This window comes from Marinicauda pacifica (genome assembly GCF_004793635.1).
Taxonomy (GTDB): Bacteria; Pseudomonadota; Alphaproteobacteria; order Caulobacterales; family Maricaulaceae; genus Marinicauda; species Marinicauda pacifica.
In genome coordinates, this window is the sequence record NZ_SRXV01000002.1 from 653,908 (window position 1) to 673,705 (window position 19,798).

Consider the following 19,798-nt stretch of genomic DNA (forward strand, 5'->3'; position numbering starts at 1 on the left):
CCATGAGCGATGCAGAGCTGAACCTGCCCGAGGATAAATCCCTCCTCATTCTCGACGATGACACGCCGTTCCGCACACGGCTCGGCCGCGCGATGACGCATCGCGGTTTCAAGGTCGTCGAGGCGGCGAGCGTCGCCGAAGCGCTCGAGATTGCCGGCAAGAACCCGCCTGCCTTCGCGGTTGTCGACCTGCGGCTCGGCGACGGAGACGGCCTGCAGGTGGTCAAGGCGTTGCACAGCCATCGCGCCGACTGCCGGGTGGTCATGCTGACCGGCTACGGAAATATTGCGACCGCGGTCGCTGCCGTGAAATCCGGCGCGGTGGATTACCTGTCCAAGCCGGCCGATGCCGACGATGTCGCCAAGGCGCTGCTGGCTGCGCCTGACGCCAAGCCGGCCCCGCCCGAGAATCCGATGAGTGCGGACCGGGTGCGCTGGGAGCATATCCAGCGCGTCTTCGAGCTGTGCGATCACAATGTCTCCGAGACCGCGCGCCGCCTGAACATGCACCGCCGCACGCTGCAGCGCATCCTGGCCAAGCGCGCGCCGCGCTAAAGCGTTGTCAGCGAAAGTGGGAACCGGTTTCGCGTTTACACCCTCAGTAGTCTTTCCGCCGCATGCCGGGCGAAGCGCAGGGTCAGGGCCTTGCGCCGGGCCGGAGCGAGCTTGTCCACCGGGCTCTCGCGCACGATCCCCGCACCGAAGGCATCCGCGACGATAAGGCCGGTCTGTTCGGGCAGGACGGCAGCGGGAAACCGGTCGGAGACCGCGAAGAAGAAGCGGTCGCACCAGTCGAAATAATCCGGCCATTTCTGGTCCGTGCGGAAATCGGCGATGCCCGACTTGATCTCGACGATGACGATTTCGCCCTTCGGCCCGAGACCTGCCAGGTCCGCCCGGCGCCCGCACGGCAGGGTAAATTCGGGGATGGCATTAATCCCCAGATCATAGAGAAGACGGGCCGTCCCGCGCATCAAGGCATGCGCGTCGTCAATGGCCGGATTGGTGGCGGAGGCGAGGCTGGCACGGGTCATCGCGTCAATATGTTCAAACTTTGTTCCGCGCGCAAGCGGTCGGGTTCACGACCGGCGCTTGCCCGGCGCGGCCACGGCGACTACCTGCTGACCACGCTCAGACCGGACCCGACCATGACCCAGACCGCCGCGCCCGAACTCGCCCCCTCCCAGGAAGAGATGCTGACCCTGGCCGAACAGGCCTGGGAAGCGCTGCCCGAGGCGTTCCGGCGCATGTGCGGCAATGTGGTGATCCAGGTCGTCGACTTTGCCGACGAGGAGACGCTCGCCCATTTCGGAATGGAGAGCGCGTACGAGCTGTCCGGCCTCTATCACGGCGTCGACCTGACCCAGAAATCCAGTGTCGACCCGGGCGGGCCCGACTATGTCTTCCTCTACCGCCTGCCCATCCTGCTGGAATGGTGCGAGCGCGGCGACGTGACGCTGAAGGATCTGGTCAGCCATGTGCTGGTGCACGAGATCGGCCATCATTTCGGCCTCTCGGACGACGACATGCACGCCATCGAGGATGCCGCCGACTAGGCTTTCATCCGCTCGGCCCAGTCGCGCACCACCTCCGTCGCCGGGCCGTAATGGGCCTCGTCGAAGGCGGGGCTGATCTCGCCGGGCTCCAGCGTCAGTTCCACCGTACGTGCGCCCGCCAGGCGGGCCTCCTGCACGAAGCCGGCGGCCGGATAGACCGTCCCCGACGTGCCGATCGCGACGAACACATCGCAGCGCGCCAGGGCGTCATAGATCGCATCGAGATCGAGCGGCATTTCCCCGAACCAGACCACGTGGGGTCTCAAGCTGCCGGTGCGCGCACAGGCCTCGCAGGCGCGGTCGACCGACAAGGCGTCATCGTGGCCGAACAGATGGCCGCAGTGATTGCAGCGCGATTTGAGAAGCTCGCCATGCATATGGACCGGCGCGTGCGATCCGGCGCGCTCGTGCAGATCGTCGATATTCTGTGTGACGAGGAGGAATTCGCCGCGCGCATACTCGCGCCAGTGCGCTTCAAGATCGGCCAGCGCGGTATGGGCGGCATTGGGCCGGGCGGCGGCGAGGCCGTCCCGGCGGGCATTGTAGAAGGCGTGGACGGTGTCGGGATCGGCCGCGAAGCCCTCGGGCGTCGCCAGCTTCATCGGGTCAAACTTCGCCCACACTCCGTGCGTATCGCGGAAGGTGCCGAGCCCGCTTTCAGCCGACACGCCGGCTCCGGTGAGGATGACGATGTTTTCGGCCATGGCGCCCGCTCTCCCTGTCCTGTCAGGCAGGGTAGGCGGTTCAGGCAGTCCTGCCCAGACGTGGGTGTCAGGCCACCCCGATACGCGGCTCGGCATCGCCGCCGGATTCCGGCGGCCCGAAAGCCCGGTCGAGAATCGTGGTCGAGCTTTGCGCCAGCTCGATTGCGGCCGTCAGGTGGTGAAGCACCTGCATGTTGTTGGACAGCACCTTGAGGGCCTCGGGACGCAGATCGCCCGAGATCTTGGTGCAGCGCACGAGCACATCGGCCCGCAGCTCGATCAGGATATCCTCCAGACGGCGCCCGTCCGGATTGGAATCCGATTTGAGAAAGTGCGTCATGACACGCCTCCTTTCCAGGATTGAGGAACAAGTCTGACATGAAACCCGTCATTATTCGGTAAACGCCTTGAAGACCGGCGCGCGAAGGGCAAACTGCGCACTACACCCATCGATCGGACAAGGAGGCCATCATGGCTGAGACAATCGGCGCCAAGCGCGCGGCCGGAACGCTGTCGGGCTGGAGCGCGGCGCAAGACCGCGATGCCATCGAGAAGACGTTCAAGTTTGCCGATTTCAACGAGGCGTTCGGCTTCATGGCGCGCGTGGCAATCTTCGCCGACAAGATGGACCACCATCCAGAATGGTCGAATGTCTACAATACGGTTGAAGTCGCCCTGACCACGCACGACGCTGGCGGCGTGACCGACAAGGACACGAAAATGGCCGCCTTCATGGACAAGATCGCGGGCTAGGGCCTGCCTCCGCGGGTGTGCCGCTCTAGCGCCCGTTCACCATGACCAGGCTGAGCAGCACCTCGGCTCCGTCCTGGCCGAGCGTCTCGTCGGTCGCGCGCTGCAGCATGGACGCGATCAGCTCGGGATCGGGCATCTCGCCGAAGCGGTAATGCACGCCGGTATAGACCGCGATGGACGAGTTGTAGGCGTTGCGAAGGCGGGCCATGCGCTGCTCGATCTTCGCGCGCAGGCTGGCATCCTCGGTATTCAGACCCAGCTCGATATGAATGACGCCGCGCAGGCGCATGTCCGACTGGACGGCCGCCAGGATCGGATCGAAGGGCACATAGCTTTCCACATGAGTGATGGAGCGCCCGCCCCGGCTGGGCGCTTCTTCGGCGGCAGGCGCAGGGGCACCGCCCCCGGCATGAGCGGCCGGCAGGGAGGCGAGGAGCAGGGCGAGAAGACAAAACATGCGGGTCATGGCATCCATCCCTAGCGCGAATGCGTAAACAACCGGTTGGGACCCGCGCGAAATTGCGCGCCACCGCCCGTGTCCCGTGCCGTCCTTGCGTGGCTGAGCTTTATGGAGACTGACATGATCCGACTTCTTCCCGGCCTGCTCGCTCTCGGGTTGACCGCCCCGGCCCTCGCGCAGAAGCCGGAAAGCCCGGTCGCTGTCGCGCCGCGCGATTTCGTGTCCGCCGGCGTCGCGGTGCTGCCCGACTACACCGGCTCGGACGAGTATCGCTTCCTGCCCTTCGCCGCCGCGCGGGTCGAGATCGGCTCGGTGACGTTGCAGACCGAAGGCCCGGGCCTCGTGGCCACGCTGTACGAGTCCGGTCCGGTCGAGCTTGGCGTCTATGCGCGTGCCTATGGCGGCCGCGACGACGACATTGACGACGCGGTTGTGCGCCGCCTGCCCGAAATCGACACCGCCGCCGTGATTGGCGCCTTCGCCCGCGCCGACCTCGCGCGTGGCCTCCTCTCGGACTACGATTCGATCAGCGTCACCGCGCGCGCCGGTGGCGACGTCACCGGCACGTTCGGCGGCGCGATCTGGAGCGGCGAGATCCAGTACGGTGCGCCGCTGTCGCGCACCTCCTTCGCCGGCATCGGCCTGTCGGTGACGGGTGTCAGCGAGGATTACGGCGACCTTCACTTCTCCATCGACCCGGCGGGCGCGGCCGCTTCCGGCTTGCCGGTCTACGAGGCCGGGTCGGGTATTCGCGATATCAGCCTGACGGCGATCTGGGACCAGGGGATCACGCCGGACTGGTCGGTCACGACGATTTTCGGCTATTCGCGCCTTCTGGGCGATTTTGCCGACTCGCCCATCGTCGCCGAGCGCGGCAGCCCCGACCAGGTCTTCGCCGGCATCGGTCTCGGGCGGAAATTCTAGGCGGCGGAAAATCTCGATAATCGCTTGAGCCGCGGCATGATCCGCGGATAGAACTTGCCCAACCTGTGGGAGGGCAAGATGAAACGGATTTTGACCATCGCGCTGGCCGCCATCGCGGTCAGCTGCACGTCATATGGGGATATGGGCCTGGCCGGGGGCGTTTCCGATCGCCAGATCGGCGAACGCATGTGGGACATCCGCTCGAACGGCAGCGCCTTCGCCAACCTCACCCAGATCGAGGACTACATCTATCTGCGCGCCGCCGAGATCGGCCGCGCCAACGGCTTCTCCCACTTCACGCCCCTGTCGGAAGCCAGCGGGTATGAGGAACACCTCTACACCGACAATACCGAGACCTTCTCGACCACGACCGATTGCTATGGCCGGTCCTGCAAGACCGAGGGCACGGTCACCGGCCCGTCGACATCGAGCTACCGCACCCCGCACGCCGACGCGCGCATCCTGTTCTTCACGCCAGCCGAGTACGACGATCTGCCGGCCGAAGAGCGGGTCTACATGATGAGCGTCGACGCGATCTGGAATGACCTCGCACCGCGCTACATCCCGGAGACGCGAGAGGGGTAGGGACGCAGAATGAGCGAGAGCGCCAGGCCGCCGTCGAGGGAAAGCCCGGCGGGAAGGTCCAGGGGCGGATCGCCATTGCCCCGCGGAGCACGGTTGTGTCTCGACTACCTCCCGGCCGGGGACGCCCCGCGTCTGCGCGACCTGCTGGATGGCGGGCCATGGCGCGATGATCTGAAACGCCGGGTTCAGCATTATGGCTGGCGCTACGACTACCGGGCGCGGAAAATCACGCACGCGCTGCGCCTTGGACCCTTGCCGCTCTGGCTCACCCCGCTGGCAAGCACTATCGGCGACCTGCCGGAGTTCGAGCGCGTCCCCGACCAGGTCATCGTCAATGAATACTGCCCCGAACAAGGCATATCCGCCCATGTCGACTGCGAGCCCTGTTTCGGGCCGGCCATTGCGTCACTCAGTCTCGGCGGTGCGGTGGAGATGGTGTTCAGACACCGCCAGAGCGACAAAAGCGCGAGCCTGGTCCTGCCACCCTTGAGCCTTCTCGTTCTGACCGGCGAGGCGCGCTATGACTGGACGCACGAAATACCCGCGCGCCGCTCGGACACGATTGACGGGATGCGCCTCCCGCGCACGCCCCGCGTGTCGCTGACCTTCCGCACGGCCATCCGCGAACCTTGATCGTTGGAGAGAGATGGAGGGCGCGCCCCTCCCCGAACCCGAAGGTTCGCAAGGGCAACCGCCCGCCCGCGCTACACCTATGTAAAAAACGAAACAATTTCGCTCATATCCAGAGGTATTTTGCAATCTCAAACAAAAGCTTCTGACGCCTTTCTAATTCATCAGGACCAAAGGCCGTACACGATTCAAACTCTAAATGCGTCCTACTTATAAACCCCTCAAAATCCTTTTTAGATTTATAGCTGTCTTCACGAAGTGACTCATTCCAATGTAGCGTCTTCGCATATGATTTAAGTTTGAGATTATATGACTCGTTGTTACTAGAAATGTTGTCTCTTCCCTTTAGAAGAAGAACCCCACCCAAACGATTCCTCTCTGCCTCGAAACGCTCTTCATCTCCACCATAAATATTTATGTTTTCTTTATTATAAGATAGAATATGTTCAATATGAAATCCATTCTTCGCACCAGTCTTTGTTACCAAATCTCCGAAAGGATGTTTTTCACCAGAATTGGTTTCTTTCGCGATCAAACGGTCCACTCGCGCGAAAAAGTAACGCGTAAAGCGTGTGGGAATATCAGAGACAGAAGTATTCCGAAACTGTCCATACTCGAATGCATTGGCGACCTCAGCGCCTCTTCGTTTTGACAGAAGCTCAATAAGTTTTCCTTCGAAAACAGAGGCGATTTCTTTTGCCGTCTTTTCTCGTATTTCAACAGAAATTTCAAATACTGTATCAGAAAATTCATTGCTATCATAAGAACGCTGAAGTCGCAGTAGCGAAAATAGCCTATCTACATGATATGATACGAATTTAATTTTGATATCTTCCTCTGGATCATTTACCTTACAGCTTGCAAGTATAAGTAGGTATTGACTATCCATTTCATTTAAATTGTTATAATAAACCTCTTCAAAGCCATCTACTTCTTCAGAAGCGAGTGTCATTATGCGATCATATAATTTAGTAAAATATTGCAGCTCTTTATTAATAAACGACTTTGCTCGATTCGGATTGCGTTCGAGTTTCAAATCTTTGTTTAGGTCCGGTTTAAAAATTTCTCTATGATAATCTCGATCGAAACGCTGGCCGGATTTACGAGAATCTGAAAATTTTGATTTAAGATAGTAGACAAAGAATTCATCTATTTCATCATCAAGGTGCTGATTTACTCGATCTACGCACTGCTCCCACTTTTCATTAAACTTACCAGAGTCCAATTCAAGCTTATCAATCTGACCAAGCAATTTGCCCTTCAAAATCTCATATGGACGGAGCCTTACACCGCGGTCATTTATCACCTCGAACACCATCGGGACGTCTGTTTGCTCGACAGCCAGATTGATAAGAACGAGACGGTGAAGAAAGTAGAAAATAAATGTTTCTAGCTTGTGCTGATCTGTCAGCTTGTCGCTCAGATAATCATCAATCACGCGATAATTTCTGAGCATATTTTCGGCGGTTAGACCGCTTTCAGTTGGCACAGCCTCATTGCCACGGAACAGCGCCTCTAGGGTCGCTGTATGGCGCTCGTGGTTCATCCAGAACTGCGTATCGAAGCCAGCCTGTCCGGCGATCTTGTTTTTCACCCAGCCTGCTAGTTTGGACTGCTTAGTTTCAGCGCGATGCATCAGACTTATAAGGACTAACGTCAGAGTTGTCAGGCGCTGTTGCCCATCAACGATGTATACACGCCCATCAATTGTGTTAGTGACATAAGTGTTCAGGTAATACCATGGATACTTAGCTGCGACCGTTTCAGGTTTTGGATCGATGCTTTCATTTATTTTATAAGCTACATCGAACGCGTAGAAAATATCATCTAAAAGGCGGGTAACAGGCTCTTCATTCCACTTATAGTCTCGTTGATAGAAATCAATAGAGTAGACAGTAGTGCCAAATAGTTTTTCTATATTCTGTTTATCTGGTGATATATCTACCATTATTTAATTACCTCGCATTCTTATAGAAAGAAGTAGATCGTCGACGTTCATTACAGCCCGATGCGCCAGAAGCTGCAAGTAAATTACGTCGAACAGAGGTCGCCGCGAATCTCGTTTGCTAACAGCAAAAAAACCGACTTAAAAGCGCGTCGCGGGTACCTTGTCGTTCAGTGGATTGCTTGCTGCGCGGAGCGGCGTCAATCGACGTTAGCGACTGCGCCCGCCGAACCCCGCAGAGTAATTGAGTTAGCGATTTAATTTTCTCTGCTCAAATGGGGCTGCGGTCGCCGCTGATCGAGAGCTCCTCTAATGTAGGAGAAATATTAATCAATCTCAGATAATTGGCCAAAATTCAGAGTGAGGTAATTCTTGGTCACCAATTCACACATTTGAGTTTCATGGCTTACGCTTACGAGCTGAAACGTCAGCGAAAAAAGGGGGCGCTTCCGAAACGCCCCGTCAAGCCCATTATCTCAATATGTTGTGGGAAGAAGTGGTGGAGCCGAGGGGAATCGAACCCCTGACCTCGTCATTGCGAACGACGCGCTCTCCCAACTGAGCTACGGCCCCACAAATCCCGTGTCGAAACGAGAGCGCTGACCTACGGCTCAGCCCTTCTCCTGTCAAGCAGGCGCGTTCATATGCGCGCCTGCGCCGGGCCTTTGCGCCGTCGAGAGGACTTGATCGCACCGCCCTTGCGCGTCTACAGGACGGGGGCGTTTTCTAAAACTCCCTTCCAGCGTGAGGCACGAGATGGAACTTACTTTCGGTCAGGCGATCCTCGCCTATTTCGTCAGCCCGCTGCTGACCCTTCTCACCATCGTCGTGTTCGTGAACGTGATCATGAGCTGGCTCGTCGCGTTCAACGTGGTCAACGCCCACAACCAGTTCGTGCGCATGGTCTGGCAGACGACAGAGGCCATCGTGGCCCCGCTGCTCGCGCCGATCCGCCGTATCCTGCCGCCGCTGGGCGGCATGGATTTGTCCCCGATCGTGCTGCTCCTGCTGATCGCCTTTGTCCGCAACTATATTGTCGGCCAGGTGCTGTGGCGCCTGTTCGGCTAGGGTCCGCCCGGAAAGAAACCGCATGAGCGACGCCATCAAGTCCGTCGACGGCGCAGCCTCCCTTCTCGATGGCAAGGCGGCCGCCGCGCTGATCGATTCCCGTGCCCAGGCCGGGGTCGAGGCGCTGTCCGGCCCGCTCGGCCGCGCGCCCTGCCTGGCCGTCGTGCTGGTCGGCGAGGACCCGGCGAGCCACGTCTATGTCCGCAACAAGGTCAAGCGCACCGAAGCCTCCGGCATGCGCTCGATCGAGATCAAGAAGCCGGCCGATCTCTCCGAGGACGCGCTGGTCGCCATCGTCGAGGACCTGAACGCGGACCCGGGCGTGGACGGCATTCTGGTCCAGATGCCCCTGCCCGATCACATCGACTCGCGCCGCGTGATCGAGACCATCGACCCGGACAAGGACGTGGACGGTCTGACCGCGGCCTCTGCCGGGCGCCTGGTCCAGGGCGCGCCCGGCCTGCGCCCCTGCACGCCGTCCGGCTGCGTCTGGCTGGCGCGCGAGGCGCTGGGCGATCTCTCCGGCCTCCATGTCGTGGTCATCGGACGCTCCATCCTGGTCGGCAAGCCGGCCGGGCTGCTCTTCCTGGAACAGAACTGCACCGTCACGCTCGCCCACTCGCGCACGAAGGACCTGCCCGGCCTGTGCGCGAGCGCCGACATCCTGGTCGCCGCAGTCGGCCGGCCTGAAATGGTCAAGGGCGAGTGGATCAAGCCCGGCGCCACGGTGCTCGATGTCGGCATCAACCGCATCGATGCGCCCGAGCGCGGCGAAGGCAAGACCCGGCTGGTCGGTGACGTGAACTTCGAACAAGCCGCGCAGAAGGCCGCCTTCATCACGCCGGTGCCCGGCGGCGTCGGACCGATGACGATCGGCTTCCTGCTGGTGAATACGGTGCGTGCCGCGGCCGCGCGTGCGGGCCTCGACTATCCCGCTGCGGTGGCTGATCTCTAGGCGTTTTTCGTATTTTGCGGCGAGAACTTAACCGAGTGTAAATCACTTTGCCCGTATAACCGCAGCCTTCGCGGGGGTGGAGACGGACGATGGGAACTGCACTTAAAGTTCTGCATGTCGAAGACGATTTTGCCGATGCCATGCTGCTTCAGCATTCGCTCTTCGATGCCGGTGTCGACGACCTGGAGCTCGAAGTGGTGCGCACGCTGCACGATGCGCGCTGGAAGCTGGAGCGGAACCCCTACGACCTGGTCATTCTCGATCTGCGCCTGCCGGACTCCGTCAATCCCCAAGACACGATCCGCACCGCCGAGCAGCATGCCGGTGCGACGCCCCTGCTGGTCCTGACCGGTTCGGCCATTATCGATGGCGACGTGATCGGCCCGCATATCAACCTGCTGGACAAGAACGAGTTCTTCCACGGCAAGGACCCGCTGCGCACGCAGCGGCTCGCCGGGTATGTGCGCGCAGCCGTCGGCGGTGCGCTTCTGGTCTGAGGCCTTTCCCGGACCGGCCTGCGCTCTAGCTCCTGTCCGATGACAGAGATGAGCCATTTTCCTTCCGATTACCGCGCCCTCGTCGTGGGCAGCACGGGCGGCATCGGCGCCGCGCTGACTCGCGCCTTGTGTGAGGACACGCGCTGCGCCGCGGTCTATGCCGCCTCGCGCCGAGGCACTGGTCCTGATCCAGGCCCCGGCCTCGAGAAGGCCCACCCCCTCACCCTGGATCTTACCGACGAGACCAGCATCGAGGACGCGGTCGCCACCGCGCGCGAGGGCGGCCCGCTCCATCTGGTGATTGCCGCGACCGGCTTCCTGCACGCCGAAGACATCTCGCCGGAGAAGACCTGGCGCCATCTCGACGGTGACGCCCTGATGACCGCCTATCGGATCAACGCCATCGGCCCCGCCCTGCTCGCCAAGCATGCGCTGAAGGCGATGGCGCTCGATGAGCGCAGCGTCTTTGCGGCGCTGTCGGCCCGCGTCGGGTCCATCTCCGACAACCGGCTCGGCGGCTGGCACGCCTATCGCGCCAGCAAGGCGGCGCTGAACCAGATCCTGAAGACGCTCTCCATCGAGCTGGCGCGCAAATCGGACACGGCCGTCATTGCCGGCCTGCACCCCGGCACCGTCGATACCGGCCTGTCAGAGCCGTTTCAGGGCAATGTGCCCGATGAAAAGCTGTTCACGCCGGACTACTCGGCCGGATGCCTGCTCAGCGTGATAGACGGGCTGGACCCCGGCCAGAGCGGGCGCGTCTTCGACTGGGCCGGCGAGGAAGTCCTTCCCTGAGCGGGGAAAATCGCGCCGCCCGCCTTGCCATCGATACAAAATCCCGCTTCGCTGGGCGTTTGCACAGCAGTTGTCAGACGGGAGCCCCCTCATGAGCCATATCGATCCGGAACGCGACGCCTTCGAAGCCTTCAAGGGACTGGACCGCGACCACCCCATCGAGATGCTCAACCTCATCCGCCTGCGCGACAAGGCCGCCTATCCCGACGGGCGCGACGTCACCGGGTTCGAGGCCTACAAGACCTATGGCAAGGCGTCCGGCCCGATCTTTTCGCGCGTCGGCGGCACGATCATCTGGCGCGGCCGGCCGCAACTCCTGCTGATCGGCCCGGCCGACGAACGCTGGGACCTCGCCTTCATCGCCCGCTATCCCAGCGCCAACGCCTTTCTGGAAATGGTCAAGGACGAGGTCTACCAAAACGAAGCCGTCCCCCACCGCCAGGCCGCCGTCGAAGACAGCCGCCTCCTGCGCCACAAGCCCCTGGAAGGGTTGAGCGAGTTCGGGTGAGAGGAGCGGGCCGGCAGCCGGCAGTCGGACAATCGGACAAGGGCGTTCGGCTTGCTGCCAGTCCGGCGTCATCGGGATTAGCCATGGCGAGGGCAAAGCCCTGCATTCACAATCGCCACGCGCTGATCGATGCCCGGTCCGGAGATGCGGCGCCGCAAGAGCTGGCCGGACGTGCTGTCGTGTTCTGGAAAACTCGGGGCACACGCCCATTTCTCCGCCCGCTTGAGCGTCCGGCACAGCCCGGCTTCCGGGCCTGTCTCGTCCATCGGGCGATGCGGCAACCCTAGCCGCCGAGCGCGAGCAAGAAAATCGCCTTATTGAGAAGGGGGGCGGAAAATACGTGTGTGCGTATCCGCGTTTATCACGCTTTTTCTTGAGGGCGCCGCTTCTTGCCTTTGCCAAAGCTACTAAAGAGAAGCCAATTTCCGCCCACGAGAAACATGCCCAAGAAGGCCCCGGTTAAGGCTAAGGAGATATCGCTGTCTGTCGCAAAATGGATCCGCATTGCCACCATCATTCCAACTGCGGCTCCAATTACGGCGAAAAATCCTAGCATTCTGATCATGTTCAACACCCATTTGGATTTATACAAGCGCGCGAATGTTCGCGACCGACGGCTTTTGTCGCACCGACGCTGCCCCTAGACCGAGACAAACTCCCCCCAACAAGCTCTCCTGTAGCGGCATCAAATTTGAGGCTTCCGTTTACAACTCCACTTTCGTGGTCGAGTGGAAAACGCGAAAGCCATCACCGTGGCGACTGTCCAAGCCAGAATGCTATCGAGGCAAAAACTCAGGGCACACGCCCATTCTCCGCCTGTTTGAGCGTCCGGGACGGCCCGGTTTCCGGGCCTGTCTCGCCCATCGGGCGATGCGGCAACCCTAGCCGGCGAGCGTAAGCAAGAAAATCGCCTTATTAAGGAGGGGGCGGAGAATAGGTGTGTGTCCTCGTTTTTTGTGTTTTAAAGACTGCGCCGTGTTTTACTGTTGATCTGATCGGCGCGACGGTACGACTGGCGCTAAACATCCAGTCGGATTCCTCTTCGCTCCCAGCACTAGTCGCCCGATTCCCTGATCCGACCGGTCCAAAGCCATTGGGCCCAGGTGATTGCCAAAAATGTAGCGAGGGCCGCCGCGATACTTATTACAACCCAGTATACTGATTGGCCGATAAAGCGGTAAAGCCGGGCCGAATAGGCCGCATTAATTTCGTTCTTAAAAGAAATTACGACGGGACCGAATTCACTCGGGGGAAGCCCAATCGTATTACAGAGAAAATGCCCTCGATACTCAAGACCCAAATTATTTTGATGGCCTTCAACGGACTGGTGGCGACTAATGCACTCAGCCATCCCTTCCAGGGTGGTTGCCGCCGGATAAAAGGCTTCTTCGCGTTGGTAAGGCTCCCACGAATAGGCCGCGGGTGCGCCGCTATCGAAATAGCTCATCCAAACGTAAAATTGGGCGCCCAAAAACAAGAGCGCGAACACACTTAAGGCGGCTCGGCGCTTTCGATTGGACGTGAGATGGTGAAAGGCCTTCAAATTGTTGGCTCCCCGACGCGCACCGGAGCCTAGAGCGCCCTATCGGTTCGTGGAACTCTAAAACATCTTTGAATTGGACGAGTGTGGGTACCGGGTGCTTCCAAATCGCGGAATACCCCAAGGGCGAAAAGCAGTAAGCAATAAAAAAATGGTGCCGCTTGCGTGACTCGAACACGCGACCTACGCATTACGAATGCGTTGCTCTACCAGCTGAGCTAAAGCGGCTCCGGACGGGCCTGTGACGGCCTCGTTTCAAGGCGCCGGAAACTAACCGAGCTTCGATCCGCTCGCAAGCGCCGTTTGCGGCTGATCTTCGGTGGGCCTGGCATGAGGTTTTCCGCCCGCGCGCAGGCGCCGGATTTCAGCCACGGCAGGCTCGGCGAGGCGGTCGAAAAATGTCGAGAGATGGTCGGCCGGACGCGCCGCCGCGGCATCGTTGCGGATGGTCAGATCGGCGTGGATGCGCCCTGGATGGGTCCATTCGTGATGCATGGGCCGCACCGTGCCCAGATACTGGTTGACCACCGAATGGGCCGTACGCCCGCGCTCGTTCACATCACGCAGGAGGCGGCGCGAGAGGCGGATATCGTCGGGCGCGTCGACATAGACGCGCAGGTCGAACGCATCGCGCAGATCCGGCGTGCAGAACAGATGGATGCCCTCGACCAGGATGACATCGGCCGGCTCGATTCTGCGCGTGTCGGAGCGGCGCCGGTGAATGGTGAAATCGTAGATCGGCGCCTTTATGGCCTTGCCCGCCCGAAGCTGGCCGAGCTGGCGGGCCAGAAGGGCATGGTCGCGCGATTTGGGATGGTCGAAATTATAGATGGACGGGTCGAAATCGGGCTTCGAGCCGTGATCGCCGTAATAATCGTCCTCGGCGATGACCAGCGCGGACAGGCCCGTCAACGCCCGCGCGGTGGCGCGCGCCACCTCGGTCTTGCCCGAGGCCGAGCCGCCGCTCACGCCCACCAGAATCCGCTTCGCCATGATCTGCCCTAGGTCTGACCGTCCTCGTCCACCCCGGGATCATCCGGGGCGCGGCCCGGTTCATAATAGCGCGAGGCCCGCTTGTCTTCGTCCGATTGCGCCCCGGTGTCAGTAGCCCCGCTCTTGTTGGACGCAGGTCCGGCCGGCGGGGTGGACGACGGAGTGGCCGGCGGAGTGGCTGGCGGGCCGGAAGGCGTGTCGGGCGCGCGGCGCGCAGAGGGCGCTTCGAGCAGGGCGGTTTCCGGTACAGCCTCGGCGAGATCCTCGAACCGTTCATAGCGCGGGTGGATCAGGCGCGCCTCGTCGCCCCAGGCAAACACCATGCGCTTCCAGTCCTCGGGCGCGTAGGGGAAGACCTGCCCGTCCTGATCCATGTCCGACCAGTTGGCCTCGACCGGCGCGTGGGCCGCGCGCGCCATCAGCCGACGCGCCGCCTCCTCGTCGCCCTCGAGCCGGGCCAGGCGCGAGGCGAGCGCGCACAGGCGGGCCGTCTTGGCCCGCTCGGCCATCAGCGGAGCCAGCGCGAACCGGGCCGCTTCCAGATTGCGGTTTTCCAGCGCCACTTCGGCCTTGAGCAGGCGCGCCTCGCGGTGTTCGGGGTTGAGCGCGGCCAGGGCGCGCAGGCGCTCGGCCCGCTTGGCCTTGGTGTCTGACTTGCGCAGATCGCCATAGACGCGCGCGAGTGCCGGGTGCGGATTGGCCTGCCAGGCGGTTTCGATCAGCTCTGCGGCGCGGCGGTGACGCCGGCGCGCGGCCAGGAAGCGGGCGGCCAGCGCTGCCGCCGGCGCAAAGCCCGGCGAGGCGGACGCGGCCCGTTCGGCGAGTTCGCTCGCCTTGTCGGGCTGGGCCTCGCCGCATTCGATCGCCTCCACGGTCAGCAGGACGGCTCGCCGGCGCGCGGCGCGGTCGGGCGCGATATCCTTGCGCTTTTCCGCCTCGGTCAGCGTCTTGCGCGCCGCTTCCCAGCGCCCTTCGGCGACCTGGGCATTGAACAGGGAGTCGAAGGCCCAGCGCGTGCGGGACTCGTCGAACGCCTCGCTGGCATGGGTGATGGCCAGCTGGTGGTCGCCGCGCGCCTCGGCGATCGAGGCCAGGCCCCGGCGCGCGACCAGGCGGGTGCGCGAATCCTCCAGCATCAGTTCGTAATGGCGCTGTGCGCCTTCCAGATCGCCCGCCGATTCCGCCGCGCGGGCCGCCAGCAGGCGCGACAGGGCGGGGCGGTCGAGCAGGGCGTCGGCGCGCGCGGCCTGGCGCACGGCCAGCTCGCCCTGGCCGGCCGCCGAGGCGATGAGCGCGCGCTCCAGCGCATCGAAGCCGCTTTCGCGGCGGCGGCGCAGCTGGAATTTGCGGAAGCTGTCCGGCGCGGTCCAGATCTTCACCACCAGCCACCACACAACGACCAGAAGGAAGGTCGCGATCAGCAGGATGCCCATGGCCAGCGCAAAGCTGGTCTGGGCCTGCCAGCCGAGGAATTCGAAATTGGCGGTGCCCGGATTGAGCGTCAGCCAGACCGCGGCGATGGCGGTCAGCACGCACAGGGCAATCGTGATGATCAGGCGGATCATGGGCGGGCCTCGTTTTCAGCAGCCGCTTCACTCAATTGGGTGCGCAGGGCGTCCAGCCGCGTCTCGATCTCCAGGCGTGCACGCGCGCCGCGCAGCCAGTCGGCCGCCGCTTCGCCGGGCGCGCCCTGCAGGCTGGACACCGCATCGGCCGCGCCGGAAAGATCGTCCCGCGCCAGGCGGGACTCGGCCCGGTTCACAAGCTCGCGCGGGCTCTCTTCGCCCTCTGCGGCACTGGCTTCCGGCCCCTGCACCTCAACCAGGCCGAACAGGGTCCGGCGCGTGCCGGCCGCGTCGCGAATGGCCTCGACGGGGAAGCGCTCGGCCAGACCCGTGCGGGTCGGCGCGCCGGAGCGGGCGACCGATTCCAGCGCGGAGAGATCGCGATTGCCCGGCCAGACGCGCGCCAGCGCGGCGCGTTCCGCCTCAAAGGGCTGCGCACGCGAGGCCGCATCGGAAAGCGCGGCCAGTCCCAGCGCCCGCGCCGAAAGCGTACGCAGCGCGTCGTTATCGCTGCCCGGGCCGGTCTGGGCCGACCGGGCCAGTTCGGCGGCCTCCTCGATGCGCGCGTCGAGAGCCGACAGGTCCGATTCCAGGCCGGACAGGCCCTCGCGCACCGTGTCGACACGCTCGCCGAGGCGCTCGTCCTCGCCGGCCAGGCTGTCGCGCAGCTCGCCGACGCGGGTTTCCAGCGCGGCGAGGCGGTCCTGAATATCCTCGACGGCTTGCAGATTGGCGGCGGGCGCGGAGTCTTGCGAGACTTGGCCGCGCAGATCCTCGACATCATCTTGCGCCGTACTTGCGGCAGCCAGGGCGTTCTCGGTGCGCTCAGCCAGTCCTGCGACCTGCTCGCGCAAGGCGTCGAGCGCATCGGGATCGATGCCGCCTCCGGGCTGGGTGCCTCCGTCATCACTCTGCGAGGAGGCGGCGCGGCGTCCCAGCACCTCGATCCTGTCCTCCAGCCCCGATACCGATGCCGCAATCTCTTCGACCTGTGGCTCCAGCCCGCTCAGGGCCTCGACCCGCGCCTCAAGGGCCTCGAAGGTCTCGGCAGACACCGCCCCGGCCGCCGGATCGCGCGCTTCCAGCTCGGCGATGCGGGCCTCAAGAGCGCCCACGCTTTGCTCTTCCAGGCGCGGCACGGCATAGCGCGTCAGCGCCCAGGTCACCGCCGCCGCGATAAGGGCCGTCAGCAGTACCAGGACCACAAGGGCGAACCAGCCCGGCCCGCCGCGCTTTTCACGCTTGGCCTTCGCGTCATCCTCGCGGTCGACCGGCTCGAACTCGGCGTCGACCGGCTCGGGCTCGCCGGATTGGGTGTCTTTGTCGTCGGGGCCGGCCATGGACGTCCTCGTCGCTGTCGGGCTGATCTGAAAATCGGCTGTGAGTCTAGGCCGCGTCGGCGCTGAACGCTACTGGCCCTCTGGCTCGCCGCCCAGCCGGTCGGCCGCGTCCAGAAGCCCGGCATCGGTCGGCGCGTCTGCAATCTCTACCGGCGCAATGCCTGCCGCGCGCAGGGGTTCCGCCGCGGCGGGACTTATCGCTGCGGCGAAGAGTCCCGCCGGGATACCGCCGAGGGCCTCCAGCGCCGCGACAAGCCGGCTCGCACCGCCCGGCGAATGCACGGCCGCGATGACCGGACCCTGCTGCAGGGCGGCGCGCGCCGGCTCGGTGAAACTCGAAACCGCGTGGGTCCGGTACACGATCAGGGGCAGGACCAGAATGCCGTGCCCGGCCAGCAGGCCGGACAGGTCACGCGCCACGATTTCTCCCCGGGCATGGAGGATGCGTGTCCCCGGCATCATCCGATCACTTATCAGCTGCGCGAGGCCCGCCGCATCGGAGTCCGCGTCGGTGATCTCTGTAAAGCCCGCCTCGCGCGCCGCCTCGGCCGTGGCGCCCCCGACGGCCAGCACGGGGAGGCTCCGCTCGGGCGTTAGACGCGCGAACGCGCGGGCCCCGTTCGGGCTGGTCAGCGCGACGGCGTCAATTGCATCCAGAGACACGTCTGCATGCAGCATTTCGACGCGCGCCAATGGCGAAACAACGGGAGAATAGCCGCGTTGAGTAGCGAGATTTGCAGTTTTACTCGCGCCGGGTTCGGTCCGGGTGATGAGAATCCGCTCAGTGCTCATCGACCGACGCCAGGGCTGCTTCCAGCGCTTCGCCCCCGCTCTGGCGCACCGCCTCGCCCAGGCGCGTGCCGATTTCGGCTGCGGCTGCACGCGGATCGCCCTCCAGCGGTAGCGTCACCGACTGCGCCCAGCGATGCGTCCCGTCCGGGCTCAGCACCTCGCCGGCGAGGGAGAGCGTGCCGTGGCGCAAGCTGGCATGGGCGGCAATCGGCGTCCGGCAAGAGCCGTCCAGGGCTGCCAGCACTGCGCGTTCGGCCAGGACGCAGATATGGGACTCCGCATGGTCGAGCGCAGCCAGCGCCTCGCGCGCCGCGCCGTCATCGCTGCGGATCTCGATGCCGATCGCGCCCTGCGCCGGGGCAGGCAGCATCTCGTGCAGCTCCACCGCAGGCCGGCTCGCTTCCTCGCGTCCGAGGCGCTTCAGCCCGGCCAACGCCAGGAAAGTCGCGTCGATCTCGCCGCTGCGCACCTTGGCCAGGCGCGTGTCCACATTGCCGCGCAGGAGCACGATCTTCAGGTCGGGACGCAGGGTCAGCGCCTGGGCCTGGCGCCGGATCGAGGCTGTGCCGAGCACCGCGCCCTGCGGCAGGTCCATCACGCGGGCCGCCCCGGTTTCGGTCAGCAGCACATCGCGCGGGTCCTCGCGTTCGAGAATGCACGCAATCTCCATCCCGTCCGGCAGCCGGGTCGGCACGTCCTTCATGGAATGCACCGCGAAGCTCGCTTCCTTGCCCTGCAGGGCAATCTCCAGCTCCTTGGTGAACAGGCCCTTGCCACCAGCCGCCAATAGGGCGCGGTCGGTGATCCGGTCGCCGGTCGTGGTCAGGCCCAGGATCGGGAAGGCCGCATCGGGGTCGCTGGCGCCGTTCGCCTTGGCCAGCTGGCTCTGCAGCATGCGCGCCTGGGCCAAGGCGAGCGGCGACGTCCGGGTCGCGATGATTTGCGGTTTGAGGGCCAAGGCGGGCTCCTGGGCGTGAGGCGAGTGGCAGGTGGCGTTGTCAGCCGGATCAAGCAGCGCTAACCAGCTTTGGTGATGGCGTTAAACCACGACACCCGAGACGCGCAAGCGCGCGATGGCCGCACGGTGACCGTGCTGGGTCTGGAATCCAGCTGCGATGACAGCGCGGCGGCGATCGTGCGCCGTCATGGCGACGGCAGTGTCGATATCCTGGCCGACGCCGTGATCGGCCAGAATTCAGAGCATGCCCCGTTCGGCGGCGTGGTGCCGGAGATTGCTGCGCGGGCCCACGCCGAGCGCATGGATACGCTTGCTGCCGGCGTTCTGGCCGAGGCCGGGCTGACGCTGGCCGACATGGACGCGATCGCGGCAACCTCGGGCCCGGGACTGATCGGCGGGGTGATGGCCGCGCTGATGACGGCCAAGGGCCTGGCGCTCGGCGCCGACAAGCCGCTCATCGCGGTCAATCATCTCGAAGGCCACGCCCTGTCGGCCCGGCTCACCCACACGGTTGAGTTTCCCTATCTGCTGCTCCTGGTCTCGGGCGGCCATACCCAGCTGGTCCGGGTCGACGGCGTGGGCGAGATGACGCGGATGGGGTCCACGATCGACGATGCAGCCGGAGAGGCGTTCGACAAGACTGCCAAGGTGATGGGGCTCGGTTTCCCCGGCGGCCCGGCCGTCGAGGCCCTGGCCAGGACCTCGACCGACCCCCAGCGCTTCGCGCTTCCGCGCATGCTGTCGCGCGACAGGGGCTGCGACTTCTCCTTCGCAGGCCTGAAGACCGCGGCCAAGCGCGCCTTCGACAGTCTTGAGACGCCGACGCAGGCCGACAAGGCCGATCTGGCTGCCGGGGTCCAGCGCGAAATCGCGCGGCACCTGGCCGAACGCGCCGGGCGGGCCATGGACATCTTTGCTGACTCAGCCGGCGAAAACGCGAAAGGGCTGACCCTCGTCGTCGCCGGCGGCGTCGCCGCGAACGGCGCCGTCCGCGACGCGCTGGAACTTATGGCCGGTTCAAAAGGCTTTACCCTGATAGCGCCGCCGTTGAAATATTGCACCGACAACGCGGCCATGATCGCCCTGGCCGGCGCGGAACGCTTCGTGCTGGGCCGGATCGACGGCCTGGATGCGCCCGCACGGGCGCGCTGGCCGCTGGACGAGACCTCGGCCGCCGCCAACCCGGCGAGCGGCGCGGGGCGCAAGGGACCGAAGGCCTAGAGGCCAGGAC

At 63.6% G+C, this 19,798-nt stretch carries 23 protein-coding genes and 2 tRNA genes; 12 read left to right on the plus strand and 13 right to left on the minus strand.

The features are described from left to right. Positions 1–2 precede the first annotated feature (2 nt). Positions 3–554, plus strand: a complete 552-nt coding sequence (locus tag E5162_RS09330; protein WP_135944965.1) for an ActR/PrrA/RegA family redox response regulator transcription factor — start codon at positions 3–5, stop codon at positions 552–554. Between the two features lie 35 nt (positions 555–589). Here E5162_RS09330 and mmcB read toward each other — a convergent pair whose 3' ends face one another. Next, positions 590–1,033 carry a DNA repair putative endonuclease MmcB gene (mmcB, locus tag E5162_RS09335; RefSeq protein WP_135944966.1) on the minus strand — a complete coding sequence of 148 codons (444 nt, stop codon included), beginning with the start codon at positions 1,031–1,033 and terminating at the stop codon, positions 590–592. Positions 1,034–1,147: 114 nt separating this feature from the next. Between mmcB and E5162_RS09340 the strand changes: the two genes are divergently transcribed. Further along, positions 1,148–1,555 carry a metallopeptidase family protein gene (locus tag E5162_RS09340; protein ID WP_135945118.1) on the plus strand — a complete coding sequence of 136 codons (408 nt, stop codon included), beginning with the start codon at positions 1,148–1,150 and terminating at the stop codon, positions 1,553–1,555. Here E5162_RS09340 and E5162_RS09345 read toward each other — a convergent pair. Then, positions 1,552–2,259, minus strand: a complete 708-nt coding sequence (locus E5162_RS09345) for an NAD-dependent deacylase (protein ID WP_135944967.1) — start codon at positions 2,257–2,259, stop codon at positions 1,552–1,554. The genes E5162_RS09340 and E5162_RS09345 overlap by 4 nt on opposite strands. Positions 2,260–2,326: 67 nt before the next feature. Beyond that, the gene (locus E5162_RS09350) at positions 2,327–2,599 is read right to left on the minus strand and encodes a histidine kinase (RefSeq protein WP_135944968.1); all 273 of its coding nucleotides are present in this window, start codon (positions 2,597–2,599) and stop codon (positions 2,327–2,329) included. 131 nt (positions 2,600–2,730) lie between these two features. On the opposite strand from E5162_RS09350, the gene E5162_RS09355 reads away from it, so the two are divergent. After that, positions 2,731–3,012: a 4a-hydroxytetrahydrobiopterin dehydratase gene (locus E5162_RS09355; protein ID WP_135944969.1), complete on the plus strand. Its 282-nt coding sequence runs from the start codon at positions 2,731–2,733 to the stop codon at positions 3,010–3,012. Positions 3,013–3,037: 25 nt separating this feature from the next. Here the strand turns inward: E5162_RS09355 and E5162_RS09360 are convergent, their stop codons facing one another. Beyond that, positions 3,038–3,478, minus strand: a complete 441-nt coding sequence (locus E5162_RS09360; RefSeq protein WP_135944970.1) for a hypothetical protein — start codon at positions 3,476–3,478, stop codon at positions 3,038–3,040. A 114-nt stretch (positions 3,479–3,592) separates the two neighbouring features. Here E5162_RS09360 and E5162_RS09365 point away from each other — a divergent pair, with 114 nt between their 5' ends. The 3 genes from E5162_RS09365 to E5162_RS09375 all read left to right on the plus strand — a co-directional run bounded on the left by E5162_RS09365 (position 3,593) and on the right by E5162_RS09375 (position 5,614). After that, positions 3,593–4,396 (plus strand): MipA/OmpV family protein, encoded by an 804-nt coding sequence (locus tag E5162_RS09365; RefSeq protein WP_158291264.1) that lies wholly within the window; start codon positions 3,593–3,595, stop codon positions 4,394–4,396. A 78-nt stretch (positions 4,397–4,474) separates the two neighbouring features. Beyond that, positions 4,475–4,981 (plus strand): CC0125/CC1285 family lipoprotein, encoded by a 507-nt coding sequence (locus tag E5162_RS09370; protein ID WP_135944972.1) that lies wholly within the window; start codon positions 4,475–4,477, stop codon positions 4,979–4,981. Positions 4,982–5,074: 93 nt separating this feature from the next. Further along, complete coding sequence (locus E5162_RS09375) at positions 5,075–5,614, plus strand: alpha-ketoglutarate-dependent dioxygenase AlkB (RefSeq protein ID WP_158291265.1); 540 nt, start codon at positions 5,075–5,077, stop codon at positions 5,612–5,614. 103 nt (positions 5,615–5,717) lie between these two features. Here E5162_RS09375 and E5162_RS09380 read toward each other — a convergent pair whose 3' ends face one another. Both E5162_RS09380 and E5162_RS09385 read right to left on the minus strand, forming a co-directional pair. Continuing rightward, a complete protein-coding gene (locus E5162_RS09380; protein WP_135944974.1) occupies positions 5,718–7,559 on the minus strand; it encodes a DUF262 domain-containing protein in 1,842 nt (613 codons plus the stop codon). A gap of 494 nt (positions 7,560–8,053) precedes the next feature. Further along, positions 8,054–8,129 (minus strand) — tRNA-Ala (locus tag E5162_RS09385). A 183-nt stretch (positions 8,130–8,312) separates the two neighbouring features. Between E5162_RS09385 and E5162_RS09390 the strand changes: the two genes are divergently transcribed. The 5 genes from E5162_RS09390 to E5162_RS09410 all read left to right on the plus strand — a co-directional run bounded on the left by E5162_RS09390 (position 8,313) and on the right by E5162_RS09410 (position 11,379). Continuing rightward, entirely contained in the window at positions 8,313–8,624 is a 312-nt protein-coding gene (locus E5162_RS09390) for a YggT family protein (protein ID WP_135944975.1), read from the plus strand. Positions 8,625–8,646: 22 nt separating this feature from the next. Then, positions 8,647–9,579 (plus strand): bifunctional methylenetetrahydrofolate dehydrogenase/methenyltetrahydrofolate cyclohydrolase FolD, encoded by a 933-nt coding sequence (folD, locus tag E5162_RS09395; protein WP_135944976.1) that lies wholly within the window; start codon positions 8,647–8,649, stop codon positions 9,577–9,579. 89 nt (positions 9,580–9,668) lie between these two features. Beyond that, complete coding sequence (locus E5162_RS09400) at positions 9,669–10,076, plus strand: DNA-binding transcriptional response regulator (RefSeq protein ID WP_135944977.1); 408 nt, start codon at positions 9,669–9,671, stop codon at positions 10,074–10,076. Positions 10,077–10,124: 48 nt separating this feature from the next. Next, positions 10,125–10,871, plus strand: a complete 747-nt coding sequence (locus E5162_RS09405; RefSeq protein WP_233342078.1) for an SDR family NAD(P)-dependent oxidoreductase — start codon at positions 10,125–10,127, stop codon at positions 10,869–10,871. 91 nt (positions 10,872–10,962) lie between these two features. Continuing rightward, entirely contained in the window at positions 10,963–11,379 is a 417-nt protein-coding gene (locus E5162_RS09410) for a DUF1330 domain-containing protein (RefSeq protein WP_135944979.1), read from the plus strand. A 1,054-nt stretch (positions 11,380–12,433) separates the two neighbouring features. Here the strand turns inward: E5162_RS09410 and E5162_RS09420 are convergent. From E5162_RS09420 to hemC, 7 genes are all read right to left on the minus strand, one after another. After that, the gene (locus E5162_RS09420) at positions 12,434–12,922 is read right to left on the minus strand and encodes a hypothetical protein (protein WP_158291266.1); all 489 of its coding nucleotides are present in this window, start codon (positions 12,920–12,922) and stop codon (positions 12,434–12,436) included. A 149-nt stretch (positions 12,923–13,071) separates the two neighbouring features. Beyond that, positions 13,072–13,147: transfer RNA gene (locus E5162_RS09425), tRNA-Thr, on the minus strand. Between the two features lie 42 nt (positions 13,148–13,189). Continuing rightward, positions 13,190–13,912 carry a uridine kinase gene (gene udk, locus E5162_RS09430; protein WP_135944982.1) on the minus strand — a complete coding sequence of 241 codons (723 nt, stop codon included), beginning with the start codon at positions 13,910–13,912 and terminating at the stop codon, positions 13,190–13,192. A gap of 8 nt (positions 13,913–13,920) precedes the next feature. Then, the gene (locus E5162_RS09435; protein ID WP_135944983.1) at positions 13,921–15,477 is read right to left on the minus strand and encodes a heme biosynthesis protein HemY; all 1,557 of its coding nucleotides are present in this window, start codon (positions 15,475–15,477) and stop codon (positions 13,921–13,923) included. After that, the gene (locus tag E5162_RS09440; protein WP_135944984.1) at positions 15,474–16,817 is read right to left on the minus strand and encodes a COG4223 family protein; all 1,344 of its coding nucleotides are present in this window, start codon (positions 16,815–16,817) and stop codon (positions 15,474–15,476) included. The genes E5162_RS09435 and E5162_RS09440 overlap by 4 nt, the downstream gene beginning before the upstream one ends. A gap of 69 nt (positions 16,818–16,886) precedes the next feature. Next, positions 16,887–17,609 carry a uroporphyrinogen-III synthase gene (locus E5162_RS09445; RefSeq protein WP_135944985.1) on the minus strand — a complete coding sequence of 241 codons (723 nt, stop codon included), beginning with the start codon at positions 17,607–17,609 and terminating at the stop codon, positions 16,887–16,889. Further along, positions 17,599–18,567 carry a hydroxymethylbilane synthase gene (gene hemC, locus E5162_RS09450; RefSeq protein WP_135944986.1) on the minus strand — a complete coding sequence of 323 codons (969 nt, stop codon included), beginning with the start codon at positions 18,565–18,567 and terminating at the stop codon, positions 17,599–17,601. The genes E5162_RS09445 and hemC overlap by 11 nt, the downstream gene beginning before the upstream one ends. A gap of 75 nt (positions 18,568–18,642) precedes the next feature. On the opposite strand from hemC, the gene tsaD reads away from it, so the two are divergent. Continuing rightward, positions 18,643–19,788, plus strand: a complete 1,146-nt coding sequence (gene tsaD / locus E5162_RS09455; RefSeq protein WP_135944987.1) for a tRNA (adenosine(37)-N6)-threonylcarbamoyltransferase complex transferase subunit TsaD — start codon at positions 18,643–18,645, stop codon at positions 19,786–19,788. Positions 19,789–19,798 lie beyond the last annotated feature (10 nt).